The organism is Vibrio crassostreae (assembly GCF_041439375.1).
Classification (GTDB): Bacteria; Pseudomonadota; Gammaproteobacteria; order Enterobacterales; family Vibrionaceae; genus Vibrio; species Vibrio crassostreae_D.
In genome coordinates, this window is sequence record NZ_JBGONY010000012.1 from 12668 (window position 1) to 35401 (window position 22734).

The 22734-nt window shown below is 43.3% G+C and carries 22 protein-coding genes; 14 read left to right on the forward strand and 8 right to left on the reverse strand.

Features of this window, described 5'->3' with window-relative positions:
* Window positions 1–117 precede the first annotated feature (117 nt).
* Window positions 118–2061: a methyl-accepting chemotaxis protein gene (locus tag ACED45_RS07470; RefSeq protein ID WP_371713655.1), complete on the reverse strand. Its 1944-nt coding sequence runs from the start codon at window positions 2059–2061 to the stop codon at window positions 118–120.
* Between the two features lie 260 nt (window positions 2062–2321).
* Here ACED45_RS07470 and thiE point away from each other — a divergent pair, with 260 nt between their 5' ends.
* On the forward strand, window positions 2322–2939 hold the full coding sequence (thiE, locus tag ACED45_RS07475; RefSeq protein ID WP_371713656.1) for a thiamine phosphate synthase: 618 nt from the start codon (window positions 2322–2324) through the stop codon (window positions 2937–2939).
* A 128-nt stretch (window positions 2940–3067) separates the two neighbouring features.
* Here thiE and ACED45_RS07480 read toward each other — a convergent pair whose 3' ends face one another.
* Both ACED45_RS07480 and ACED45_RS07485 read right to left on the reverse strand, forming a co-directional pair.
* Window positions 3068–3412 (reverse strand): hypothetical protein, encoded by a 345-nt coding sequence (locus tag ACED45_RS07480; protein WP_009844840.1) that lies wholly within the window; start codon window positions 3410–3412, stop codon window positions 3068–3070.
* A 480-nt stretch (window positions 3413–3892) separates the two neighbouring features.
* Window positions 3893–4795 (reverse strand): LysR family transcriptional regulator, encoded by a 903-nt coding sequence (locus tag ACED45_RS07485; protein ID WP_108093158.1) that lies wholly within the window; start codon window positions 4793–4795, stop codon window positions 3893–3895.
* 138 nt (window positions 4796–4933) lie between these two features.
* Here ACED45_RS07485 and ACED45_RS07490 point away from each other — a divergent pair, with 138 nt between their 5' ends.
* From ACED45_RS07490 to ACED45_RS07510, 5 genes are all read left to right on the forward strand, one after another.
* Window positions 4934–5362, forward strand: coding sequence for a PACE efflux transporter (locus tag ACED45_RS07490; RefSeq protein WP_102501232.1), 429 nt, complete (start codon window positions 4934–4936; stop codon window positions 5360–5362).
* Window positions 5363–5544: 182 nt separating this feature from the next.
* The gene (locus ACED45_RS07495) at window positions 5545–6525 is read left to right on the forward strand and encodes a helix-turn-helix domain-containing protein (RefSeq protein WP_371713693.1); all 981 of its coding nucleotides are present in this window, start codon (window positions 5545–5547) and stop codon (window positions 6523–6525) included.
* 237 nt (window positions 6526–6762) lie between these two features.
* A complete protein-coding gene (locus ACED45_RS07500) occupies window positions 6763–8142 on the forward strand; it encodes a metal-dependent hydrolase family protein (protein ID WP_017071981.1) in 1380 nt (459 codons plus the stop codon).
* A gap of 81 nt (window positions 8143–8223) precedes the next feature.
* Window positions 8224–8883 (forward strand): DUF3299 domain-containing protein, encoded by a 660-nt coding sequence (locus tag ACED45_RS07505; protein ID WP_108093156.1) that lies wholly within the window; start codon window positions 8224–8226, stop codon window positions 8881–8883.
* 115 nt (window positions 8884–8998) lie between these two features.
* Entirely contained in the window at window positions 8999–10198 is a 1200-nt protein-coding gene (locus ACED45_RS07510) for a carbohydrate porin (RefSeq protein WP_371713694.1), read from the forward strand.
* A 96-nt stretch (window positions 10199–10294) separates the two neighbouring features.
* Here ACED45_RS07510 and ACED45_RS07515 read toward each other — a convergent pair whose 3' ends face one another.
* A complete protein-coding gene (locus ACED45_RS07515) occupies window positions 10295–10762 on the reverse strand; it encodes a hypothetical protein (RefSeq protein WP_371713657.1) in 468 nt (155 codons plus the stop codon).
* 343 nt (window positions 10763–11105) lie between these two features.
* Between ACED45_RS07515 and ACED45_RS07520 the strand changes: the two genes are divergently transcribed.
* Both ACED45_RS07520 and ACED45_RS07525 read left to right on the forward strand, forming a co-directional pair.
* Window positions 11106–12110 carry a Solitary outer membrane autotransporter beta-barrel domain gene (locus ACED45_RS07520; RefSeq protein WP_054545669.1) on the forward strand — a complete coding sequence of 335 codons (1005 nt, stop codon included), beginning with the start codon at window positions 11106–11108 and terminating at the stop codon, window positions 12108–12110.
* Window positions 12111–12228: 118 nt separating this feature from the next.
* Entirely contained in the window at window positions 12229–13260 is a 1032-nt protein-coding gene (locus ACED45_RS07525; protein WP_371713658.1) for a GGDEF domain-containing protein, read from the forward strand.
* Between the two features lie 45 nt (window positions 13261–13305).
* Here the strand turns inward: ACED45_RS07525 and ACED45_RS07530 are convergent, their stop codons facing one another.
* Entirely contained in the window at window positions 13306–14301 is a 996-nt protein-coding gene (locus ACED45_RS07530; RefSeq protein ID WP_017109122.1) for a helix-turn-helix domain-containing protein, read from the reverse strand.
* Between the two features lie 159 nt (window positions 14302–14460).
* Between ACED45_RS07530 and ACED45_RS07535 the strand changes: the two genes are divergently transcribed.
* From ACED45_RS07535 to ACED45_RS07550, 4 genes are read left to right on the forward strand one after another with little or no spacing between them, the layout of a single operon-like run.
* Complete coding sequence (locus tag ACED45_RS07535) at window positions 14461–15582, forward strand: HlyD family secretion protein (protein ID WP_017109123.1); 1122 nt, start codon at window positions 14461–14463, stop codon at window positions 15580–15582.
* A complete protein-coding gene (locus tag ACED45_RS07540; protein WP_371713659.1) occupies window positions 15572–16591 on the forward strand; it encodes a DUF2955 domain-containing protein in 1020 nt (339 codons plus the stop codon). The genes ACED45_RS07535 and ACED45_RS07540 overlap by 11 nt, the downstream gene beginning before the upstream one ends.
* Before the next feature lie 23 nt (window positions 16592–16614).
* Window positions 16615–17715, forward strand: a complete 1101-nt coding sequence (locus tag ACED45_RS07545) for an AI-2E family transporter (protein WP_371713660.1) — start codon at window positions 16615–16617, stop codon at window positions 17713–17715.
* Complete coding sequence (locus ACED45_RS07550) at window positions 17716–18375, forward strand: potassium channel family protein (protein ID WP_017109126.1); 660 nt, start codon at window positions 17716–17718, stop codon at window positions 18373–18375.
* Between the two features lie 127 nt (window positions 18376–18502).
* On the opposite strand, the gene ACED45_RS07555 is transcribed toward ACED45_RS07550, so the two are convergent.
* Both ACED45_RS07555 and ACED45_RS07560 read right to left on the reverse strand, forming a co-directional pair.
* The gene (locus tag ACED45_RS07555) at window positions 18503–19042 is read right to left on the reverse strand and encodes a DUF3332 domain-containing protein (protein WP_017109127.1); all 540 of its coding nucleotides are present in this window, start codon (window positions 19040–19042) and stop codon (window positions 18503–18505) included.
* Between the two features lie 276 nt (window positions 19043–19318).
* Window positions 19319–19480 (reverse strand): hypothetical protein, encoded by a 162-nt coding sequence (locus tag ACED45_RS07560; protein ID WP_165689581.1) that lies wholly within the window; start codon window positions 19478–19480, stop codon window positions 19319–19321.
* A gap of 259 nt (window positions 19481–19739) precedes the next feature.
* Between ACED45_RS07560 and ACED45_RS07565 the strand changes: the two genes are divergently transcribed.
* Window positions 19740–20333: a hypothetical protein gene (locus ACED45_RS07565; protein WP_102513308.1), complete on the forward strand. Its 594-nt coding sequence runs from the start codon at window positions 19740–19742 to the stop codon at window positions 20331–20333.
* Window positions 20334–20571: 238 nt separating this feature from the next.
* Here ACED45_RS07565 and ACED45_RS07570 read toward each other — a convergent pair whose 3' ends face one another.
* Window positions 20572–20781, reverse strand: a complete 210-nt coding sequence (locus ACED45_RS07570; protein ID WP_004731601.1) for a hypothetical protein — start codon at window positions 20779–20781, stop codon at window positions 20572–20574.
* 999 nt (window positions 20782–21780) lie between these two features.
* On the opposite strand from ACED45_RS07570, the gene ACED45_RS07575 reads away from it, so the two are divergent.
* Window positions 21781–22713, forward strand: a complete 933-nt coding sequence (locus ACED45_RS07575; RefSeq protein WP_371713661.1) for a siderophore ABC transporter substrate-binding protein — start codon at window positions 21781–21783, stop codon at window positions 22711–22713.
* Window positions 22714–22734: the final 21 nt, after the last annotated feature.

Consider the following 22734-nt stretch of genomic DNA (forward strand, 5'->3'; position numbering starts at 1 on the left):
GAGTTAATCGTTCTTAACTTAAAGCTCCTAACTAAAAGAAAGCCCCCGACACTTATGTGTAGGGGGCTTTTTATTATTGGTTCGAAACCGTGTCAGCCGTGTTGAAGGCTGGTTTCGTTAGGTTCTAAATCGATTTACTTGGCTTTCTAGGTGGTGAGCAACCTCGGTTAAGTCGCTCGCTGCACCTGAAATGCTGCTGACCGATTCTTGGTTGCTTTGTGCGATGGTATTGGCACCTTGCGCATTTTCACCCAGAGATTTGGTTAAGCAATCCTGCTCATCGACCGATACCGCGATTTGGCTGTTGGCCTGATTCAAATCTTGGATGTGTTGGTTAATCACATGCAAATTCTGAGAAGCTTGCTGTGCCTGAGTTGAAGCATCAGAAACGGTGCTATGACTCTCTTTGATCGACTCTAACGCATCTTTAGCGCCACGTTGTAGCGAAGTGATGAGTTCATCAATCTGGCTCGCAGAATCTTGAGTACGCTTAGCGAGCGTTCTCACTTCATCGGCTACGACAGCAAACCCACGACCTTGTTCACCCGCACGAGCGGCTTCAATGGCAGCGTTCAATGCCAGTAGGTTGGTTTGCTCAGATACACCTTTAATTACTTCAAGAATGGCACCAATGTTCATCGACTCTTTGTGTAAGTCAGTCACTTTTTGGCTGCTGACCTGCATGCTTTCATCGGCGCTGCCAATTTCATGCAGTGTTTTGTCTACTTCTTTCAGTCCCATCGCCACATTCTCGGTTGCTTGGTTAGCAACTTGAGACGCGTGGTTAGCACTTGCCGCAATTTCTGATGTGCTTGAAGCCAATTGATCAACGGCAGAAGAGATATTGATCATTTCGCTGTTCAATTGTGTTGCGTTGGTCGAGCTGTTGTTTGTCACTTGATTGAGTGACTCCGACATCTCACCAATACGCACACTAGAGCGGTTCACTTGGCCAACAATATCGCGCAGAGACTCAATGGTGATCTCCATGTTGGTTAGCAGTTCACCAATCTCGTTCTTGCTCTCAATGTTCACTTCAACATTCAGATTGCCCTGAGAAAGTTCGTTGGTGATTTGTTTAACCTGCGCGATGCCTGTGGTAATAGAGCGAGTCACCAACACGGCGCTCGTCATGCCAATAACTAAGGCAACTCCTGTCAGCAATATAATGATTTGAATCGAGCGCTTTTCACTGGCTTGCAGTACAGGCGTGAGCGCTTGCTTTTGTTGTTCGAGAATACTTTGAGCATCGGCGACCGCAATCGCTAAACTGTCGCCAATAGAGGCGAGGGTAGCGGTTCTTTGCGTGTTCTCAATCATTTGTTGATGAACTTGCTCAAAGCCCTTTGCATACGCTTCGCGTTGGTTCGAGAAGTCTTCAATCAGCTCACTTTGATAAGGCGATGATTTGAGAGATTCAATGTCGCCTTCGATACCTGGTAGCGCGTATTCAAAGATATCTTTGCCCGCTTCATAGGTTTTGAGGTCGTTGTTGTTTGAGTAACTGAGCACGGTGATCTTGGCTGCGAGGAAGTTCTCCATCAACATGCCGGCGTATAAGCTCGCGTTTGGATCATTGTTATTGTAAGACTCATACAACAAGCTCTGAGCAGCTTTCAGTGCGTTGGTCTCTCGTTTGACCATCTCAACGTTTACCAGTTGTTCAATGAGGAGCTCACTCTGTTTCATTGACCCATAAGCCACATCAAAGGCCGCAACGCTGTCTTGCACTAATTGCAGGCTCGACAAGCTATCGGTGTTGGTGGTGGTTTGGATTAAGTTGTTCAGCAGTTCATCAATCGCGAGTTTACTTGATTGATAATTCGTTTCGTACTGTTCATCCAATGACTCTAAGTAACGTTCAGAAGCCAAACGCACCTGAAGAAAGTGCACTTGAATGTTGCCTGAGAGTGTCGCTTTATGGCTGAGTTCACTGTATTGGCTGAAGCCGTTCGACAAGGTTTGGATACCTTTGTAACTCACAAAGCCTGAAATGACGAAAAAGAGCAAGCAGATGGCATAACCCAGCTTGATCTTGAGCGCTATAGAAAGGTGGCGCATAACTATCCCTATATTTACCTGATTCCTTCATAGCGAAGTATTCCATAAAACAGCGTTCTGGGCAGGCTTAAGTGAATAGTTTGTGTAATAAGTAACGCTTTCGTTAAAAATTTCAGGGTTTTCGGTATGCTTTCAACGAGTTGCATATTCAATGGTGCGCGCTTAATTGAGCTAATTTAGTATTAACTTCCATGCACATGATGCGAATTGTCGGTAAAATGGTAGCAACTCAATTTAGACTCCGACTCCAAAGGCACGATATGAACCCTTATAAGCTCTACTTAGTAACGGATGACCAACAAGATTTAGAAACGCTTAAGTTCGTGGTTGAACAAGCAATCGCTGGTGGTGTCACTATGGTTCAAGTAAGAGAGAAGCATGGAGATGTGAGAGCTTTTATTGAACGAGCGCAGGCCGTTAAGTCGATTTTGTCTGGTTCAGGTGTGCCGTTGATCATTAATGATCGAGTTGATGTGGCATTGGCCGTTGATGCCGATGGTTTGCACTTGGGGCAATCGGATATGCCTGCCGCGTTAGCACGCAAGCTGATTGGCCCAGACAAGATTCTTGGTCTGTCGATCGAAACTGAGCAACAGCTTCAAGAAGCCGATAGTTTGCCGATCGATTACATTGGCCTCAGTGCGCTTTTTGCCACACCGACCAAGACGAATCTAAAGAAACATTGGGGTTATGAAGGCATTCAAATGGCGTTGGAAACAACGAAGTTGCCGATTGTGGGTATCGGTGGAATCAACGAGTCGAACATTCCGCAGTTAGTTGAGAGCGGTATTCATGGGTTAGCACTGGTATCTGCGATATGTCACGCTGAAGATCCAAAACAAGCGACGCGGGATCTGTTGTCTCTGATGGGAGAGTGAAGGGGTTATAGACTAGAAAACAAATGAGGTTAACCATTTGTTTTCTAGTTAAAGAACAGGCTCATAGAAAGGCTAAATTGGCCTATCGCTTGAGCTTTTAAGACAATTTATTTAATACACAGTTTGGTTTACTGAGCGCATAAAGCAACAGTACCGATGATCATAAGAACGATCGCGGCATACCAGCCGTATTGTGCGGTCTTATCAGCAACAAACACCTTAATGTAGTTGAGCTCTTCATGTGCCATTGCGATGAAGTCCGTGTAGTTAATCGATAACTCACGGCTCGCTTCTTTCAAGTCTTGCTGAAGTTTGTTGAAAGCCTCATCGATGAAGCCTTTTGTTTCTGAAACAGACGGAGTAGCAACCAAAGTTAAGCTATTCCAAACCGCCATACGCGATTCATACTCGCTTTCACTGACACAATTAAGTACGCGTAAATCATACTCTCGTTTGTTACGCTCTTTGCCCATTTTCTCAGGGCAAATATTTCTTAAAACGTTCACGACAAATTTTCCAAAAGGTTCATTTAGATATAAAAAAGCACTCGAAGAGCGCTCATAAACTGGGTGCGAATCAATATTCAAAAGTGATCTATTTGAAGCTTTCACAAGTGGTTGCAGGGCAGGGGCACTTATGTGGGAGATTTGAAGTTGGGTCAGTGATGTTAAAGAGCGATTTGGGTCTGTCTACATTCGTTTGAAAAGACACACCCGGTTGGGATCGCAGTGTAGTTAGGTCACTTTTGGACATCAACTAAGGTGTTTTATCCACACGACAAAGAAAATTATCGGCACGAAAAGCGGAAATGAGGTAGCGGTGGTGAGTTCCACACCGATGTTGAATCTCTGAATTGACGATTTTTTCAAAAATGGAATGGCTTTAAAAAAACAGAGGAGTTTTGAAAATAGAGGTGCTTTCAAAAATAGATGTGCTTTCAAAAATACAGGAGACTAGTTGGCTTGCCATTGATTGTATTGCAGTGAGTGTCCCTTAAGTTGCTCAATCAAGCTGGTCAGCACTGGCCCATTAATGTGGCTGCGAGACACTAAGCAACCCACTGGAGTAATCCAACCACCATGCTCGTGTGCCACTGGCAGTGCTACGAGATCGCCTTTTTGAATGCCTTCCATCACCATCATTTCAGGCACATTTGCCCAGCCAACGTTCTGTTCAACGAGATCGATGATCGTTTTGTGGTTGTTGGCATACCAAAGCATCGAGCTAATACCGTAGGTGAACCACAGTTCGCGCTGCTTTGAACTGCGATGCACACATTGGCGGTAACGCTTTAGATCTGAGTCTTGTACTACCGACATTTGGCTGAGTTCGTGAGTGGCGGAGCTAACTGTAAGAAAGCGGGCTTGGCCCAGTAAGAAGAAGTCCATATCCACTTTAAGTTCACCATCCGCATAGATGATGCCAATCTGCGCTTTGCCGCGTCTTACGAGGTCTTCCACATCGAAGGTTGAGGCCGTAATAATATCGAAGTGCGTGATTGGGAACTGATCGGCCAGTGAGCTGATTATCTTAATGAAATTCTTATCTATGATGCTTTCATCAACCGCAATGATCAGTTCGTGCTCATCTTCTTGTGTGAGCGATTCTACTTTTTGGTCGAAGTACTTTTGTTGGTCGAGAATCGACTTAGCGACAGGTAATAACGCTTTACCTGTGTTGGTCAAAACGGGGATGTTTTTCTCTCGGTTAAATAGCTCTTGGTCGATGGCAATTTCTAGGTTGGCGATCGACTGGCTGACTCCAGACTGAGCGCGTTTCAGTTTGCGAGCGGCGGCAGAGAAAGAGCCACTTTCACACACAGTGACGAAGACTTTTAATTGCTCAAAACTGTACATGTTATCTCTCGCTCAATACCAAAGGGGGTAATCACTCCTAGGCTATCACTATTCGTGATGGCTGTTAACTTTCTCTTATTATTTCAGGTGACATAATCTCGACCAATCCAACACGTAATAGATTATTTAGAGGAATGTATGAGTACGTTAGAAAGAGTGTTTCATTCAGTGTTATTTGAAGTATTGGCCGTAACACTATCAATTATAGGCTTAGCGATATTTACTGATCATGATGTGAATGCCTTATCAGGAACCATGATAGTTGTTGCGACCATCGCGATGATTTGGAACTACTGTTTCAACCGCATTTTTGATCGCTACTTCACGGGTGAAAAATCAAAGCGTTCGCTGAAATTGCGTGTTTTTCACGTGGTGTTGTTTGAAGCTGGTCTTCTCATAGCGACAATCCCAGTGATGGCTTTCTTGCTTAATGTGGGGATTTGGCAGGCATTCTTAATGGATATCGGCGTGACCATTTTTATTACCATTTACGCGTTTGTGTTTAATCTGATTTATGATCATATACGAGCATTCTGGGTACGCAGAGCGGACTTAGCCGTTCAGTAATCTACCAAGTCAGTAAACACGAGCTTGGTTACTAACCGTTTGTTTATTCGTTATTTTGACGGAGATATTCGGTTAGTAACTCTAGGTAACGCGGCGTTTGTTCTGCTATCTTAAATAAGGTGATAATTAGAGTTCTTGAAAGAACAGATTAAGAGGAAAGGATGCCAAATACCTCTCAGATAATGACAGTTGTAGATAAGAAGGAAGTCGAGCTGTTCGCGGAACTGTTCAAACATATTGATGGTGAAATCTACACCTTACTACGCAGTGCCCAAATCCCTAATGATATTCTCACCAGTAATGACCATTACGATTATCTCCCTGAGACAACGGTTAAGAACGTGGTCAAGATTATGGGGGAATCTGCGTCGAGAGAAGAGTTTTCGCTGTTTATGTGGAGTTTTTGCAAGCAAACCTATGTACCAAGGTTTGTGGCTAAGCTAAGTCAGCAGGATTCATTGAAAAGTGCGCTAGACCAATTTGGTGAGCAGCTGAAGCTCGTATCCAATGGTGCGAATGTCTATACCAAGCAATCTGGAGGCAAGTGGTGGTTGGTTCGCGAGAAGCCGTTTACTAACGCGCCTTGGTTTAAGTTCGCTGAGCTGTTCTCTGTCATTTTCATCAACGAGCTACTTTTAGTATTAACGCAAGGGCGTTGGAAGCCGTCTGAGGTTGGCATTCAGAATGGCGATCTCGAATGCTTTCAATCTCTACCACAAATGGGCAGTGCTCAGTTTTATACGCATAGGCCGGTCACTGCCTTTGAGATCCCTGAAGATATCATGCTTGCACCGATTGTTTTACCCAAAATTGCTCAAGTACCAGATCTCATTAAGCCTTTGCCTAGCACATTCCTGAGCGCTTTTAAGCTTGTTATTAAACCTTATCTCACGATGGGGAAACTCCCAATTAGCTTAGCTTCTGAGATTCTGAATATTCATGTCAGAACGATCCAGCGTCGATTGGAAAGTGAAGGGGTGGTCTACAAAACCTTGATTGAAGAGATGGTTCTTGAGCAGGTTTTAGAATTGCTTAAGCAGTCAGATCTATCGATCACGCAAGTAGGTGCGAAAATGGGCTATTCCGATTCTTCCCACTTTACCCGAGCGTTCAAACGACAGATGAACATGACGCCAAGACAGTACCGAAAAGAGCACAGCTAAAACCAGTAAGTAAAAACAGGAGCCTGCACGCAGAATTATTTATTGTCACCAAATGGCCATTTATCGACCTTGAATACTGGCAATATCACTACTAAGTTATTGAATGTGGATGAGTTGTTTTTTTTAGCGAGTTTCGCGGCTGACAAAAACACCTTTGAAACCTCATGACACTCATTAGTAGTTACGGAATCGTTATGGGAAGTGGACTCCACTCATAAACGGAATCAAGGTGTATAAATGAAAAATGCAGGCTTAAAACTCTCTGTTGTTGCTCTTTCGTGTTCATTTGCTCTTTCTGCAAATGCCGCATCAACGCTATTTACTAACGTCGATGTGTTCAATGGTACTGAAAACAAATTGTACGAAGACCATCATGTATTAGTCGAAGACAATCTTATCAAACAAATCTCTGCGAGCCCGATAGAGGCTGGTGACGCTGTAGTGATCGACGGCGAAGGCAAAACGCTAATGCCGGGTTTAATCGAAGGCCATGGTCACTTGTTGCTGAATGGCGGTAATCTAAGTGACCACGAAAACAACCGTACGATTGAAGAACTGGCTGCTCGAGCAACAGTGAACGCGAACGCTGCGTTTCAATCAGGTTTCACCACGTGGCGTGATGCTGGTGGCTTGAATACTGGCTTACGTAAAACAATCGATTCTGGCATGTTGCCGGGCCCTCGACTCTACACATCAGGCGCATTTATTGGCCCGACGGGTTCGCATGCCGATTTCAGTAACCTAACCACGGCTAACCAACACTTCTTTGGTTCATCAACCAGTATGGCTCGAAATAGCGTGAGCTTTAATGCCGATGGTATTACAGAAATCAAAGCCGCTGCTCGTCAAAACTTCAAGCAAGGCAATACGCAAATTAAGATCATGTCTTCGGGTGGTGTGGCTTCAACATTTGACCCTTGGCAGCTGAATGCGATGTCTGCGGAAGAAATTGAAGCTGCCGTGGAAATTGCTGATGCGTATGGCTCTTACGTGATGTCGCACGCCTACAGTAAAAAAGCGATCATGCGTAACTTGGATGCGGGTGTTAAAACGATCGAGCACGGTTTCATGTTCGATGGCGATATCGCTGACAAGATGGAAGATAAAGACGCTTACATCACAACTAACATGACCGCGTTTTCACCTTACCTGACGCAGATCGAAGCGATCAACTCGAACCCTGCCTCTAAGCGTAAAGCGGAGTCGGCAACCAAAGCATTCAAAGACTACATCTCGAACGTCAACAAGTACCAACCGAAATGGGGTTTCCACACAGACTGTGTTGGTGACGTGGTTTCTTGTATCAAACAAACTGACCATACGATCTTCCTTGCGGGTAAAGAGTTAGGCAACTTCTTCACTTTGAAAGGGATGACATCGGTAAATGGTGAGATCGTTAAGTTATCTGGCGTGATGGACCCATACCCAGAGGGTAAGTTAGGCGTGATTGAAGCGGGCGCATACGCCGATATCATTATTGTTGAAGGCAACCCACTTGAAGACTTGTCAGTAATTGGGGCAAACGAAAAATGGTTTGATGCAGAGCCGCGCAGCCCCGAAATCGACACCATTAAAGTCATCATGAAAGACGGCAAAGTCTACAAAAACACGCTGTAGTTCAGTTCGACAACTCAGTTAGAAATTAAGCTTTAATGGGTGACCTATCTGGGTAGGTCACCTCTCTTCAAGGTGTTCCTTATGCAAAAAATGCTTTCTCTTATCCTGTCGGTGGTATCACTGACGGCCGTTGCTTTTCCTACTTTTGCTGAAACTGCGATGAATCTTGAGTGGCAAGATCTGAACTCAGAGTCTCACGAAATGAAAGTAGAAATGCCGGATCTCACCGATCAACAAATGCGTCTATTACAAGGTGTGATAGCAATGAGTGCATCAGAGGAAGAGCAAGCTCAACAACAGGTTTTATTATTTAAACAAACGCTAAAAGAGCAGGGTGTAGACGCAGACGAAGTGATCGCACTGCGTGACGAATACATGCAAACCATGAAAGCAAACGCCGAAGCTATCACGACAGAGTTTGATGGCAAGAAAGTACGAGTTCCCGGTTTCATCGTTCCACTGGAGTTCTCAGAGGGAATGACAGCAACAGAGTTTCTGTTAGTGCCTGTGGCGGGTGCGTGTATCCACATGCCGCCACCACCTGCAAACCAGATTGTGCGCGTGTCTTTCCCTGAAGGCTTTCAGGTACAGAACGTTCAGTATCCAGTGTGGGTAGAAGGTGACTTTAGCTCCAACAAAGTGACTGAAGAGGTCTTCCTAGTCGATGGAAAAAGTAACCTCACTATGGGTTATGAAATGAAAGCTTCGATGATCGAAGACTATTATGAAAAAGAAAATTAATGGTTGTCATCAAATGACAATTTTCAATGTGAGTAATGAATAAAATAAAACTAACTTAAAAAGCACTGGTGACATGATGAACTCAAGATTCTCTAAAGTAAGTATGGCAATTGTGATGGCAGCGAGCACAATGAGCGGCGTTGTTTACGGCGCTAACTTTGAAGGCCCAGATTCTGTTGAAAATACAATTGCAGAGCAGAAAGCACAAAAGAAATCTTGGAGGGAGTCATTAGCTGAAGATGGTTTTACATTTGGTGCAGATTACTTTGCTTTGGGGCTGACCTCTGGGGATGGGGTTGGCGGCGATAGCGTTGATGCATCGTCGGGTGTGGCACGATTATACGGTTCATGGCATCTATTAGGTAAGGACACACAGAACTCAGGTAGCCTGGTTTGGAAGGTGGAACATAGGCATGCCTATGGTGATACTGCGCCAAAAGACTATTCATTCGGCCCGCTTGGCTATGTTGGTGCAATTGGCCCTGCATACAGTGACCAAGGGTTCCGTGTTACGGACTTAAACTGGAAGCAAAAAATCAATGATGGCAAAGGCACCATTGTCGTTGGTTGGCAGGATGTAACGAACTATGCGGATGTTTACGCTCTAGCAAGCCCGTGGTCTGGCTTTACTAACTTGGCATTCTCGACAGGCTCAGGTGCGATGGGCTTACCGGATGACGGTGTATTGGCCCTTTCTGCCGGTCATATGCTAGGCGAAAACTTTTATGTGGTCGGTGGTATCGCTGATGCAAATGGTCAGTCAGATGATATTTTTGATGGCTTTGATAGCGCTTTTGGTAGTGATGCGTCTTACTTTACAACCTTGGAGTTAGGTTGGACGGCTTCACAAGAACTGATTTATACCGATAACTTCCATGTGACGTTCTGGGACTTTGGTGACGATACTCGCCACAGTAATAGCCTTGCTGCGGAAGGTGGCTCGGGCGTTAACTTTTCATGGAGTCAGTTCATGACTGATCAAGTGATGCCGTTTGTACGTGGTGGTTTCTCTGAAGGGGACGTTGCCCTTTACGATAAATCGATTTCTGTTGGTATGGGTTACTTTGGATTAGGAAAACCAACCAACAATTTAGGCGTGGCACTTAATTGGGCAGAAGTGAATGGTGATTCTTTTGCAGCTGATGCGAAAGCAATAAGTGGTAATACAGAGCAATGGACGGCTGAAATTTACTACAACATGCAGTTTGGCGACCATTTCCAAGTAACGCCTGACATCCAGTACATAAAGGATCCTGCATTCTCTAATGAAAGCAGCGCTTGGGTATTCGGTATTAGAGCGAGAGTCTTTATCTAACTTCTCTGTTTGTTAATCGCTGAAACGTAAAGAATAGATGTAAAAAGTGAGCCTGTTCGGCTCACTTTTTTTGTCTTAGGTCTGTATCAAAAGCGGCTATGCTTTTTCGGCTTTGGGCGTGTCATCGAGTGCGAAGTAGATCTTTGAAACAATAATCTCTGCGACCAAGATCGTGAATACCACAGCGAAGAACGCTACGACACCATTCCAAGGGCCTGTGAAATCTACCTTGTCTCCAAACAAGATATTGATGGCTTCCAGCATCACAAACTTAGAGCCCACTAGAATCACGTAACTGGATAAACCGCGATAAATCTTAGGCGCAGTCCCCGGTTTAGATTTGAAGTAATCAGCCAGCTTATGTTCTAAACCGATAGACAATTTGAGCAATAGCTGGAGCAGAATCGCAGCTGTAAATGAGATGGTGAAAGACTCGATATTGACGAAGTCCCAGTATTCATCAAAAAAATTAAGAACGGTTAAATCGACGAGTACCGCAAGCGTGTATCCGACAAAGAGTCGTTGGGGCGTATTAAATCCGTATACTTTTTCTATATTGCTCATCTACTTCTTCCTGAGTAAAGGGTTATAAAAAACTTAGGAGTTAATCCTATAATTTTCAAACGCTTATTGTTTTATATGCGAAACAAGTCTTAAAGTCAGTTTGGCGCATTATGGTAAGTAAGGGTTTTAAGAATGATCCAAGATAAGACTCCAATTTAGACAGAGGCGCATATGATTATTCATTTTAGAATCCAAGACGTAGAAGAACTTTGGGGGGCCATCGATTTAGCAACGCTCTTGCAGTTGGAACTGAGAGCAGTATCAACCACACCGTTAACTCTCTGATTGAATTAGTTAAGTTACCAATTACACTTGAAGCATAAGTTTGAATGGAGTCAACTTAATGCTTTCACCCCTATCGCACTATCCCCGTTCTATTATTCTGCTCTTAATGGGCCTCAGTTCTTCCTCGGCCTATGCATCCAATGAATTGATTCAGAACCGCTTAGAGAAGATATTTTCTGTATCAATTGCGCTGACTGACAGCGATGCCATTTCAATTGGCTTTGTGGATTTTGATCCTAATTCGTTTATCAACTTAAACGACAGTGGTTTTGGATCCGATAAAACCATCGATACTCGAAGCCAAGTGAGTGTGGGCTCCATCCCTTACTCTTCCGTGATTAAAACGGATGACCCTGACTTTGACCTTATTTGGTCTGTGCGAGGGTCTTATGCGCTTTCTGAACAGGATATTGAGATCTCATCAGATGTGACTCCTGACCGTCGTGTTAACCCAAATGAAGACTCGGTATTGGGCCTGTATGGCTTTTTCGGAGGGCAAAACCATTTAAACCAACATTGGTCTATCGCCTATGGCTTAGGCACTCACTTGCTCTATTACCGCAATAAATACGAATACAACAACAGCTACTCTCAAGCATTTCAATCTCAGCTAGACGGCTACGCGTTGAATACATCAGCATGGGCGCTTGTTGCAGAACCTTCAGTCAAACTTCAATACTTGCAACCAAAGGAGTGGGGCAGTTGGAATGTGTCTTCAAGAGTTCGTTACTTTTATGGAACAGGCTGGGGCGAAGCGAACGATGGCGATATCGGTAACCCAGAAGGGATGCGATTCATTAATGAACTAGAGTTTAGGCAAAATGTAGCGCTCGATGCTTGGTCGCTTAATAACCCTCAAATCCACTATAACTTAACAAGAATTGATGTCGCGGGTGATTTGACTGCTCCTTTAGATACGCACTATTACTATGAATTCGGGGCCGGATTAGTATTTGATGTGCCTTACGATTCTTACTTTTTTGACAACTTCGGGATTGGAATTAACTTCAATTATGGCAGCTCACTCAGTGGCGGTAGCTTGCTATTCTTACTCAATAATTAGCATAAGTTGTTGATCTTAATGGTACTCATATAATTTGAATTTGTATGTGTCGTAAAATGGTAAATATCTTAGTGAAAACTTAGCCATCATAGTCATTCGCCCATCACTAGAGCAGACTATGAATAAGTTAAGTTTTGACCGAAAAATGCCGCTATACGTGGTGTCTACACTTGCCCTTAATATGGCAGTTAGCTTGTGGTTATTGAGTATGGCTTCTTCTGCAGTCATGGCTTTTTCTGTATGCGCGTTGTTTTTTCTCAGTACGATCATTACTGCACGCCTATATCGACATGAAATGGCTCAAAGCAAGAATAGCTTGTCGGAAGCGATCATTGATGGCGTCGCTGGTTTTATTGTCCTCGATAGTCAATTGAGGGTCATACAAGTGAATCAACAGTTCTCTCGGGTTTCAGGTTATGCCTTTGACCAAGTCGAAGCTCGTCCTATTTCTGACCTCTGTTTTATGAACAACAGTGGTTTGATATCGACCATTGCGACCTCGCTTAAGCAAAATCACAGATGGAAAGGTGAGTTGAGTGGTGTCAGCCGACTTGGTGAACACTTTACGGTTAATGCAGTTGTCGAAAAGCTAACCGAAATATTGCCGAACAACGAAAAATACGTTGTAACTTTTACCGATATTAGTCGACGTAAGGTGCTCGAACGCCAATTAAGAATACTGGTTGAAACGGACTCACTCACAGGTTGCTGGAATCGCCGCCGCTTTGATAAAGAGTTAAGTCACTACTCAAACCTAGCTGATCGCTACGGTCATACACACTCCTGTTTAGCACTGATCGATTTGGATCACTTTAAAGCAATTAATGATAACCATGGTCATGATCAAGGTGATACAGCTCTTAAAGAGGTGGCCGAACTGTTGAAGAAAAACATCAGAGATACCGATATCGTGGCACGAGTTGGGGGGGAAGAATTTGCGATTTTGATGCCAGAAACCAACCTGTCAGAAGCGATTGAAGCTATGTATCGGTTAAAAGAAGTGATTGCTAAAGACACAACACTAAACCTAACGGTAAGTAGTGGTGTGTCTGAAATACAAGCGTATGCCGAAGCGACGTATCGCAGCGCGGATAGGGCGCTTTACCGTGCAAAAGGTAACGGCCGAAATAGAGTGTGTAGTTCCAGTTAGGATTATCTGAAGCCAATTGCACTTGGTTAATCGGTTAGAACTGTTTTACGCGGAAATTGAGCGTTGATAAATCTTAGGCGTAAGGCCGGAAACTCGCTTAAATGCTCTAGAAAAGTGAGAGATATTGGTGTATCCCAACTGGCTCGAAATGTAGGTCAGCGTATGTCCTTCTTCCATAAGCTCACATGCGACTGAAAACATAAGGTTTTCTTTGATTTTTCGATAGGTCGTATTTTCATTTTTGAGTTTGCGTTGAAACGTTCGCACAGAGAAGTTGAGCAGTTCAGCCGCTTCTTCAAGTGAGAGGTCTTGTTCTTTCATATAGGGCTTGAGTAGCTCATAAACGCTGTCAGTAAAGCTCGTGTGCCACTCAACAATCGCAGGCTTGTTACTCAGATCTTTGGCCGTGAGACGAATAGGGATTTGTAAGATCTCGTCAGGGATCATAATGGCTGTAGAGCTATGGTCGATAAACAGTTGGCAGTGACTTGAAAGCAGTGTTTTAACGATGTCTGTGTTATGCCCTTGTAAGCGGACTTTGGTTGGTTGCCAAGGTGATTTAGATAAAATGGTTATTAGTTCAATGATATAGGTGATAGCGAAAACTTCACCCCATTGGAACATCGGAGAACTATCTTCAGGGGCGGTTCGACAGAACCAACTTTGCCCATGCTCTTGGATAAAGTCGACTCTGCTGCCGGGAGAATCGTAGGTGAAAATCGTGTTGATGTGTTTTAACGAATCTTCAATCGTTTCGAACTCGGTAAATTGATGCAATACGTATGGGATGATTCTTTGTTTAAAGGCGAGGGCGAGTAGGTCTGTAAAGCGAGAGACGCCGAGTTGTGACGACGTTAGATAAATCAGTCGTTTAATCGATTCTGATGGCACAAAATCGCTTTCAGACTCGATAAGATCAGGCGGCAAACCCGAATCCTTTAGCAATTTATGTAGGTCAAGTCCGTAGTCAGTAAAAACTTGAACCAGTATTTTTGCGTAATTGGTTTGAATTACAGGCACTTGGTAAGTGGCGTCAACCATATTTCAACAGTCCTTGTATGCAATTGCATTATTTAGACACGCGTATCATTTAGCGTGTTTAGTTTAATAAATCTAACCCTATTTACTTGAGTTTTCCATGGTCGGGTTTATTTTTAAGGTATTAATTTTGTTGATGTTAGTTATTTAGAAGGGAGTCCCATGTCTGAAGTCACAGGGAACAAGCAAGACGATAGTGAAGAAGTTACTCAACCAAAAAACGGAAAAGACAGGGTAAGAAAGGTCACGAACTACCTCCTATTTTTTGTGGCATTTACGCTGCTATTCAGTGTAATCGCTGATCGTATTATTCCAATCACTGATAATGCACGCGTGAAGGGTTATATCGTCCCGATTAAACCAGAGGTGTCGGGCAAAGTTTTGGATATTTTAGTCCAACCGAATCAATTGGTTAATCAAGGTGATACGCTCGCCATTCTTGATGAATCGGATTACCGAATTGCCGTTGCACAAGCTGAACAAAATCTCGAAATTGCCGGGCAAAATGTTGGTGCACAAACAGCGAGTATTGCTTCTGCACAGGCAAAGCTTACGTCAGCGATTGTTGAAAGACAAAACACCAAGTTGCAAGCTAAACGTGTATTGGAGATGGCCGACAAAGGTGTGGTATCTAAATCTGATGCAGACAAAGCTAGGGCAGCTCTAGCAACTTCTCGAGCGGCTGTTGTTAATGCAGAGGCGGATCTTGAAGGTGCGAAACAACAAATGGGTAAAGAAGGCGAAGAAAACAGCCAAGTGAAAGCCGCATTACTGGCGTTGGAGCAAGCTCAATTAAACCTAGAACGTACGGTTATTAAAGCGCCGACTCAAGGTGGTGTGTCTAATTTCAGTTTGTCAGAAGGTTTCTATGCATCTGCAGGGCAAGCCATTATGACGTTTGTTTCTACTGAAGATATTTGGATTGAAGCCTACTTCCGTGAAAACAGCCTGGGTAATGTCACCGTGGGTGATGAAGTGGAAGTCGCTCTCGATTTTGCTCCGGGGCAAATCGTTAAAGGCCGAGTGAGCAGCATCGATTGGGGTGTGGACTGGGGGCAAAATGATCAAGCGGGGAAACTTGCTCAAGCGAGTCAGCAAACAGGCTGGTTACGTCAAACTCAGATGCTTCCTATCATGATTGAATTTGAACGCGATGATATGCAAGGAATGTTGAGAGTTGGTGGGCAAGCGGACGTGATTGTTTACAGCGGTGATAACTTTGTTTTCAATGCGATAGGCAAATTGTGGATTCGATTTATAAGCGTATTGTCTTATGTCCGATAAGCCCATTCTCGACCAACAAACACAGCAACGGATCCTGCGTTACACCGTTGGGGTCACGTTGGCTGTATTTTTGGCGGCGTGGATCAATTGGCCATTGGCATTTGTGGCTCCTGTATTCACAGCCAAGTTCTTAATCGATAAGCCAGATCTCCATAAAGAAACCGTCTACGAGCTGTTATTGGCCGTGGTGGTGACCATGGGGTTGGGCTTGTTGTTATCTCGTGGAATCACACACTACCCAGTCCCTCTTTTGATTTTAGTGGGCTTGATGATGCTTTGGGGTTACTACTTATTCGTTGATCCTAAATGGAATTTGTTTGCAACGATTCTGTTGATCGCAGTGCTCATGTTGCCGTTCATGGCCATTTCTAATCCGGGTGTTTCCGTATTATTAGCATCGGGCTTGGCAACCTCAGGTGTGGTTTCGGTGACGATTTTTGCACTCGTACATTTCTTTTTTCCGGAGCCTAAATCTGAATTCTCAGGGTTCGCCGCAGCACCACTCGAAAAGAAACAGCGTTGGTATGCGGCCTTTAGGGCGATGATTATCTCCTATCCAGTAGTTTGTTTTTTCTTTATTTTTCAAATATCTGAAGCTTTACTGACAATGATGTTCATTGCCTTGCTATCGTTGATGATTACGTCAGAGAAGTCGATAAAGTTGAGCGCTTTTCTGGTGATAAGTAACGGTATCGGGGGATTGCTGGCGATTGCTGCTTTTTCAATTCTTTCTATAGTACCCAACATTGTCTTCTATTCTTTGTTTATAGGACTTATTGCCATTCTTATGGCTACCAAGATCTACACGGTTCCTGAAAAAGCACCTATTTTCGCCACTGTATTTAGTACCTTACTGGTACTGGTTGGTAGCACATTGATGAGCTCCGGTGACATCGATAGCAACACATTCATACGCATATTCCAATTAGTGTTAATTGGCATATATATGATTTTGGCTTCACTCTTCCTTGAAACTAGGAATTGGAAGTTCTTACAAAATCAGCCTTAATTTTGCTCTTACAAGGACGTCTCATGAAGTTAACCGATGATTTTTCAAAACAGGCGATAGACGCTGCCATCAAGATCGCAGCGATAGCCATGCTTGTGTATTGGTGTTTTTCTATTTTGCGCCCATTCATTCTTTTGGTGATATGGGGCGCGATCATTGCGACTGCGTTGTATCCAGTGGCGGTCGCAATTTCAAATAAAACCGGGATGTCGAAAGGCAAAGCCAGTGCATTACTGAGTTTCATCGGCGTGTTATTGCTGTTGATTCCACTGGTTGCGCTTTCTTCAGGTATCTACACCAGCGCATCCGATTTGATGGCGGGGCTACAAGATGGAACTTTGTCACTGCCTAAACCGAAAGAATCTTTGCAAGACATCCCTTTGATTGGTGAAAAGGTCTATGCAACTTTGGTTCATGCCTCGAACAATATCGAGGGGGTGTTCATTAAGTATGCTGAAGAACTCAAGATATTCGCTTCAAAAGTGGCCTCAGTTTTAGGCTCACTAGGTGGTGGTTTCATTCAATTTATTATCTCGACCATTATTGCTGGCGCGTTCATGAGTAATGCCGATAAATGCCAAACAGGAGTCACTCATTTAGTGGCGCGTTTAACGGACGGCAAAGGTGAAGAACTGGTTCAGCTGTCTAAGTCGACCGTGCGCAGTGTTGTGCAAGGCGTGATTGGTGTTGCTGTGATTCAATCCATGATGTCGGCAATCGGTTTGGTGATTGCAGGCGTTCCTGCTGCTGCGTTTTGGGCGCTCGCTGTGCTGCTCATTGCAATAATCCAACTTCCACCGATTCTTGCTCTACTGCCTGCGATTATTTACATGTTCAGCGTTGAATCGACGTTAGCGGCGAGCTTGTTCTTAGTGTGGTGTATTTTGGTGAGCGGCAGTGACGCTATCTTGAAGCCAGTATTGCTAAGCCGTGGCTCTCATATTCCAATGTTGGTGATTCTGTTGGGCGCATTAGGTGGCATGGCGATGTCGGGCATTGTCGGCTTGTTTGTCGGTGCTGTGATACTGAGTTTAAGCTATGAACTGATGATGGCGTGGCTTGGGCTTGAAGAGAAAAACCAAGAAGAAACTGAGAAAAAAAACGCAGAGGTCGAGGAAAAATAGATGAAGCCAGTCTCTAAAGACGACAACTTCTACTTCTTGTTTTATGCATTGTTAGTGCTGTTTTTTGGCTGTGCAGTGATGCAACAGTTTTATCCGCAGGGTCAAAAGACCATTCTTTTTTTGATCATTATTACTTTGGCTGTTTCGATTGTGGGCATCCATAAAGAGCGAGCCTTGTATCGCTCTTGGTATGGTCTGCTATTGATAACCGCTACGGTGTCTGGGGTATTCTCATTTTTGGAGGACTATAACCTTTCGATAGTGACGTTAACGGCATTGGCGGTGTTTCTGTTCTCACACATTTATTCCGCTCTTAAACAGGTGATGCAAGCCACGAAGGTCACGCCCAATCACATTATTGGTTCTATCTGTATTTACTTACTGATAGGGCTGGCTTGGGCGACCATCTACTTGTTGATTCTGGAAATTTTGCCCAATGCATTTAATGGTTTGGAAGAAAAAATTTGGCTGACGAACCTGTTTAATGCACTGTATTTTAGTTTCATCACGCTAACCACCGTTGGATATGGTGACATTTCACCGGCTTTGCCCGTCGCACAGTTCTTCGTGTTTATGGAATCCATTATTGGCAGTTTTTATTTAGCCATCATGGTCGCGAGTTTGGTGAGTATCCGGCTTGCACAGTCTCAATCTCAATAGAACACATACAAAGAAGCCCAGCAGTAGCCGGGCTTTTTTTGTTTTACGCTTTTCAAAGTCAAACGTAGCTTTCAGGTTGAACTCCCTATGAGCTACGAATCTTAAGTGTTAGTGCGAGCTACAAATCTTAAGCTTCAGTGCCTTGAATCTTCTCTAGTTCAGCGATAGTCGTTTGCGATACAAGCTGACCATCCATGTAATAGCTCACGTTCTGACCATCTTTAATTCCAGTCAGCGTTGCGGTTTCGCCGCTTGTGTAGACAATGTCCATTTGAATGGTGTTTTCGTCGATTTTGATCATCTCACCAGTCTCAATGGCACGATTGTTTGAAATTGGCCCTACAGGCGCTTCTTTGAGGCTTGGATCAAGCTCATCATTCACTTTGAAGTGGGTATCTGTTTTGGTATCAAAGATGTGTGGCGAACCACTGATTGGGTTTTTACCCGTCCAGAACTCCAATGAGTTGAATACCACATAATCGGCCGCGGTAGTAATACCGTATACAGGTGCTAATAAGAAGTTCACACCAGCACGAGCATAACGGTTGTCGACAACTTCGACGTTAAATTTCATCACTTTCCCTGTTACGGCGTTACTACCGATACAACCAGTTAGCGCAGAAGCCAAAACCGTTAGTCCTACAATTTTAAGTGCAATCTTTTTCATTTAAGTACCTGTATAAGTTAGAAGTCTGTTTTGTTGGAACAGGTGTAGTATGGATTTTAATCGATGATCAGTTTTACCATTTAACGCCATCGGCGATATAAAATGGATTCGACTTTAGACACCAAAAGCCAGGCATCAAAAACTAGATATAGAAAAGCTAGATATAGAAAAGTTAGGTATAGATAAGTTAGGTATAAAACGTTGGGTATAAAAAAAGCGCGACCTAAAAGGGCGCGCTTCATGTTTTTTAAAGGAGTGTCGTGCTAATAACAGCGGCTACTTCATGACGTAGGTATAAGTCTTCACCGCAAGCCAGCGGAAAAATCGGAATAAAAGGGTTGTGGCTTTAACGGTAAACTTGGCGATTGATACCATTGCTTCTGCAGCAATGCTCATGCATTTATGTAAGTCAGAATCTTTGTATTCAGAATAGGTCATGGTTATTTCTCATTGTTATCTTTCATAAGTAAGTAATGACTCCTGTCTGGCTCTATACCCTGTGCGACTAATGTACGAATATTCGCCGGTTGAGACTTACCATTTAATGCCATATAGATTGAAAGTTAGCCGAAAGAGAAGACGTTGAGATAATTTAAGGACATACCTAGGTGTAACTCATGAAGTTACCAAGAAATCGTGGATAATAGTGGTATGATCGCGGGCTCAGCACCGTGAGTTATCAAGAATAGGAAAGAGAATGACTAACCTTACAGAGCAGCAAGAAGCTGCAATGGCGACGTTTAAGGAAAACTTACACCTTCCAAATGGTGGTTTTCATAAACTGATTATCGAGCTAAGTAAGGAATATCAGCTGCCTTTCCAAAAGGTTCGTGGCGTTTTAAAGAAAGCTCAAAAAGACGTCGAACGTCAAATACGCGAAGATTTTGCGAGTATCGATGATAGGGTTCTTAGCCAAGAGAATTGGGTGAACATTATTAAGTCAAAACTTGTCGAGCTGGCGGAAGATAATCAAACGGTGATGGATAAGCTGCAACTCAATCTGAAATATCAAAAAGTATTGTCGGCAACCAATGGTTCAATCGCAAGTGAAGACGAGCGTGACGAATTGATTGAAGAGCTGATTCAAGCTTATGAGAAAGAGGTGTTCAAACCTTTACTGGCGATGCTGCATACAACAAAGCTGTATTGGAAGTTAATGCTGGTGGATGAGACATGTAAGATGAATGAGGAGAATCGTGAGAAGTTCAGTGATTACCCTCAACACATGCAAGCTGCAGAACACTTATATACTCTTGATCAAAAGTTAAGGTCGATGCCGTTAACTTATTAGTCCATGAACGCAATGATAATGACTCATTGGTGATTCAGAGTTTGATATAAGTTGGTTTCAATAGAAGTACGATAACCTAGCTAGCGTTAGCCGCGTGTGAAATGCAAAAAGGGCTAGGTTTCTGATCTGTTTTACTTCTACTCTATTTTGTTCTGCTAGAGCGAATTGAGGGTGATATCTTTGACTTTTTTATATCTGTCGAACTAGATGGTGTTTCTTTTGTAGCCTTTGGGAAATGCTATAGGAGTGTGAAATGTCCTAGGGTGTTTCCGTTGCCTGAAACGATAGTTCCGATGCTTTCTCGTTCATTAAATTCAAAGTCGATGAGATAACTGTGATGTTGTAGCTTGGGCAATATGTGGCGGTGGAGTATATCGCTATTGAGCTGTCGAATCTCTGTGACCCATGAAATCTCTTCTTTGTGTAAGTCTATTTTAATCTTGAGCATTTATTACCTTTTAGTTTATTAACTGTTTTTTCGCGTGATAGTTGGTACCAATGGGTTTGTCTTGTTGTTCTGCGTGACATAACTGTGCCTTGTGTTTATTACATTTATATTTAAGTAGTCGATCTATTTTGAATTCGCTAAAAAGAAAGCAAATGATGAATAGAACGGTAGTGGGATCTGATTTAAAAGCTATTGAATGACTATCTAGGTGAAAGCTGACGCAGAGATGGTGTAACGAGGAATCGAGAACTGTCTTTGTGGAACTTGGACTTACTTTAGCATTAACAGCTCTATAGATTAGAGCCAGGAGGCGAACTATACGCCTAGTTTTTTAAATTACAACCCTATTTTCAATTAATTTTAAAAATATTTTTGATTGATTTATCATCATCTGTTGAGGATGAGTGAACGAAGGGGGTGTGATGAGTCATGTGTTTTTAACCCATCTGTGATTTTGCATCTAGTCGTATTCTTTACAATGAGTAATGTCAATTTAACGGCAAATTTGTAGATTCTTAAGTGGCTGTTATATAGCATCTTTACATTGTAAATTGTAATTCGAAGTTTTGGCTGAAGTCTAGTGACTTCAGGGGCTATGGCATGTGTTTACACTTAATGCTTATACACATATTAGTCGTGTTTACTTTTTACCTGCTCTACGGTTTAGCTTGTTTTTGCCATCTTTTTTTTCTCTCTAACTTATGATCATTTTACCCTTCGCCGCCTTTGTCATTTTTTGAGTCACTCTCAATTCTCTCCCGACTACGCAAAACATGAATACCCACTTTTACGTTTCTGAATAACAAAATAGTTGTGCCTCAATTTTATCGCAAATATAATTGATAATAATTATCACTTGCGTTACAAGTTTGTTGTCAATTCAATGGCAAACTTTAAATTATCGTTATTTAGCAGTTGTGTACTCCCCATGCTCATTTATGAGTAGTGTGACTTTTATTGTCATGAGTGGTGGTTTATCTCAATGGCAAAGGAAGAAACATGAAGAAAACTATTAATTCAGTTCGCCAGTTACTGAGTGGACTTGCCATCGTTCTTGCATCGTCTTTGATGATGACCGTTCAAGCGGAAACCGTGACTATTGAGCACGTAAAGGGCACAGCACAGTTTGATGAAGTACCACAACGAGTGGTGGTTCTTGGCTTTGGTAGCTTGGATGTGTTGGATAAAATTGGTGTGAAACCAGTAGGCGCGCCTCACAGCCTAATGCCTGATTACCTTTCGTCATACAAAGAAACGACGGCGAATACTGGCTCGTTGAGCGAACCTGATTTTGAAGCTATCTACATGTTGAAACCTGATGTGATCATCGCGGAAAACCGTATGCTTAAGGTTTACGACAAGCTGGCGCAAATTGCTCCGACCATCATGTTCTCTATTGAGGGCGACAAGTACTGGGCTGATGCTCAACAAAACTGGCGCGCACTCGGCCAGCTGTTTAATAAACAAGCAGAAGTGGAAGCGATCATCACAGAGACTCAAGATTCGATTGCAGCGGTAAACGATAAAGTAACCTCTGGCGAAACCACTGCGATGATGCTGATGAACAACGGCAATAACATTGCGATGTTCAACAAAGGTAGTCGCTTCTCAATCATCTTTGATGACTTCGGATACGTTGAATCAAAGAGTGCGACAGTGGCTCCAATTAAAGGGACACACGGTAACTTAATCTCGTTCGAATACATTGCCGATGCAAAACCTGAAGTACTTTATGTTCTCGACCGTGAAAAAGCGATTGGTAAGTCAGAAGGTCGCGCACAACAGCTGTTTGATAACCCATTAGTTGCGTCGACACCTGCAGCGCAGCAAGGCAACATCGTTTACCTTGATTCAAGTGCTTGGTATTTAGCGGGTGGTGGCGTGACAGCGATTCACAGAATGTTGGGTGATATTGAACGCACGATTCAATAGTCACCAACCATTAGATTTCCG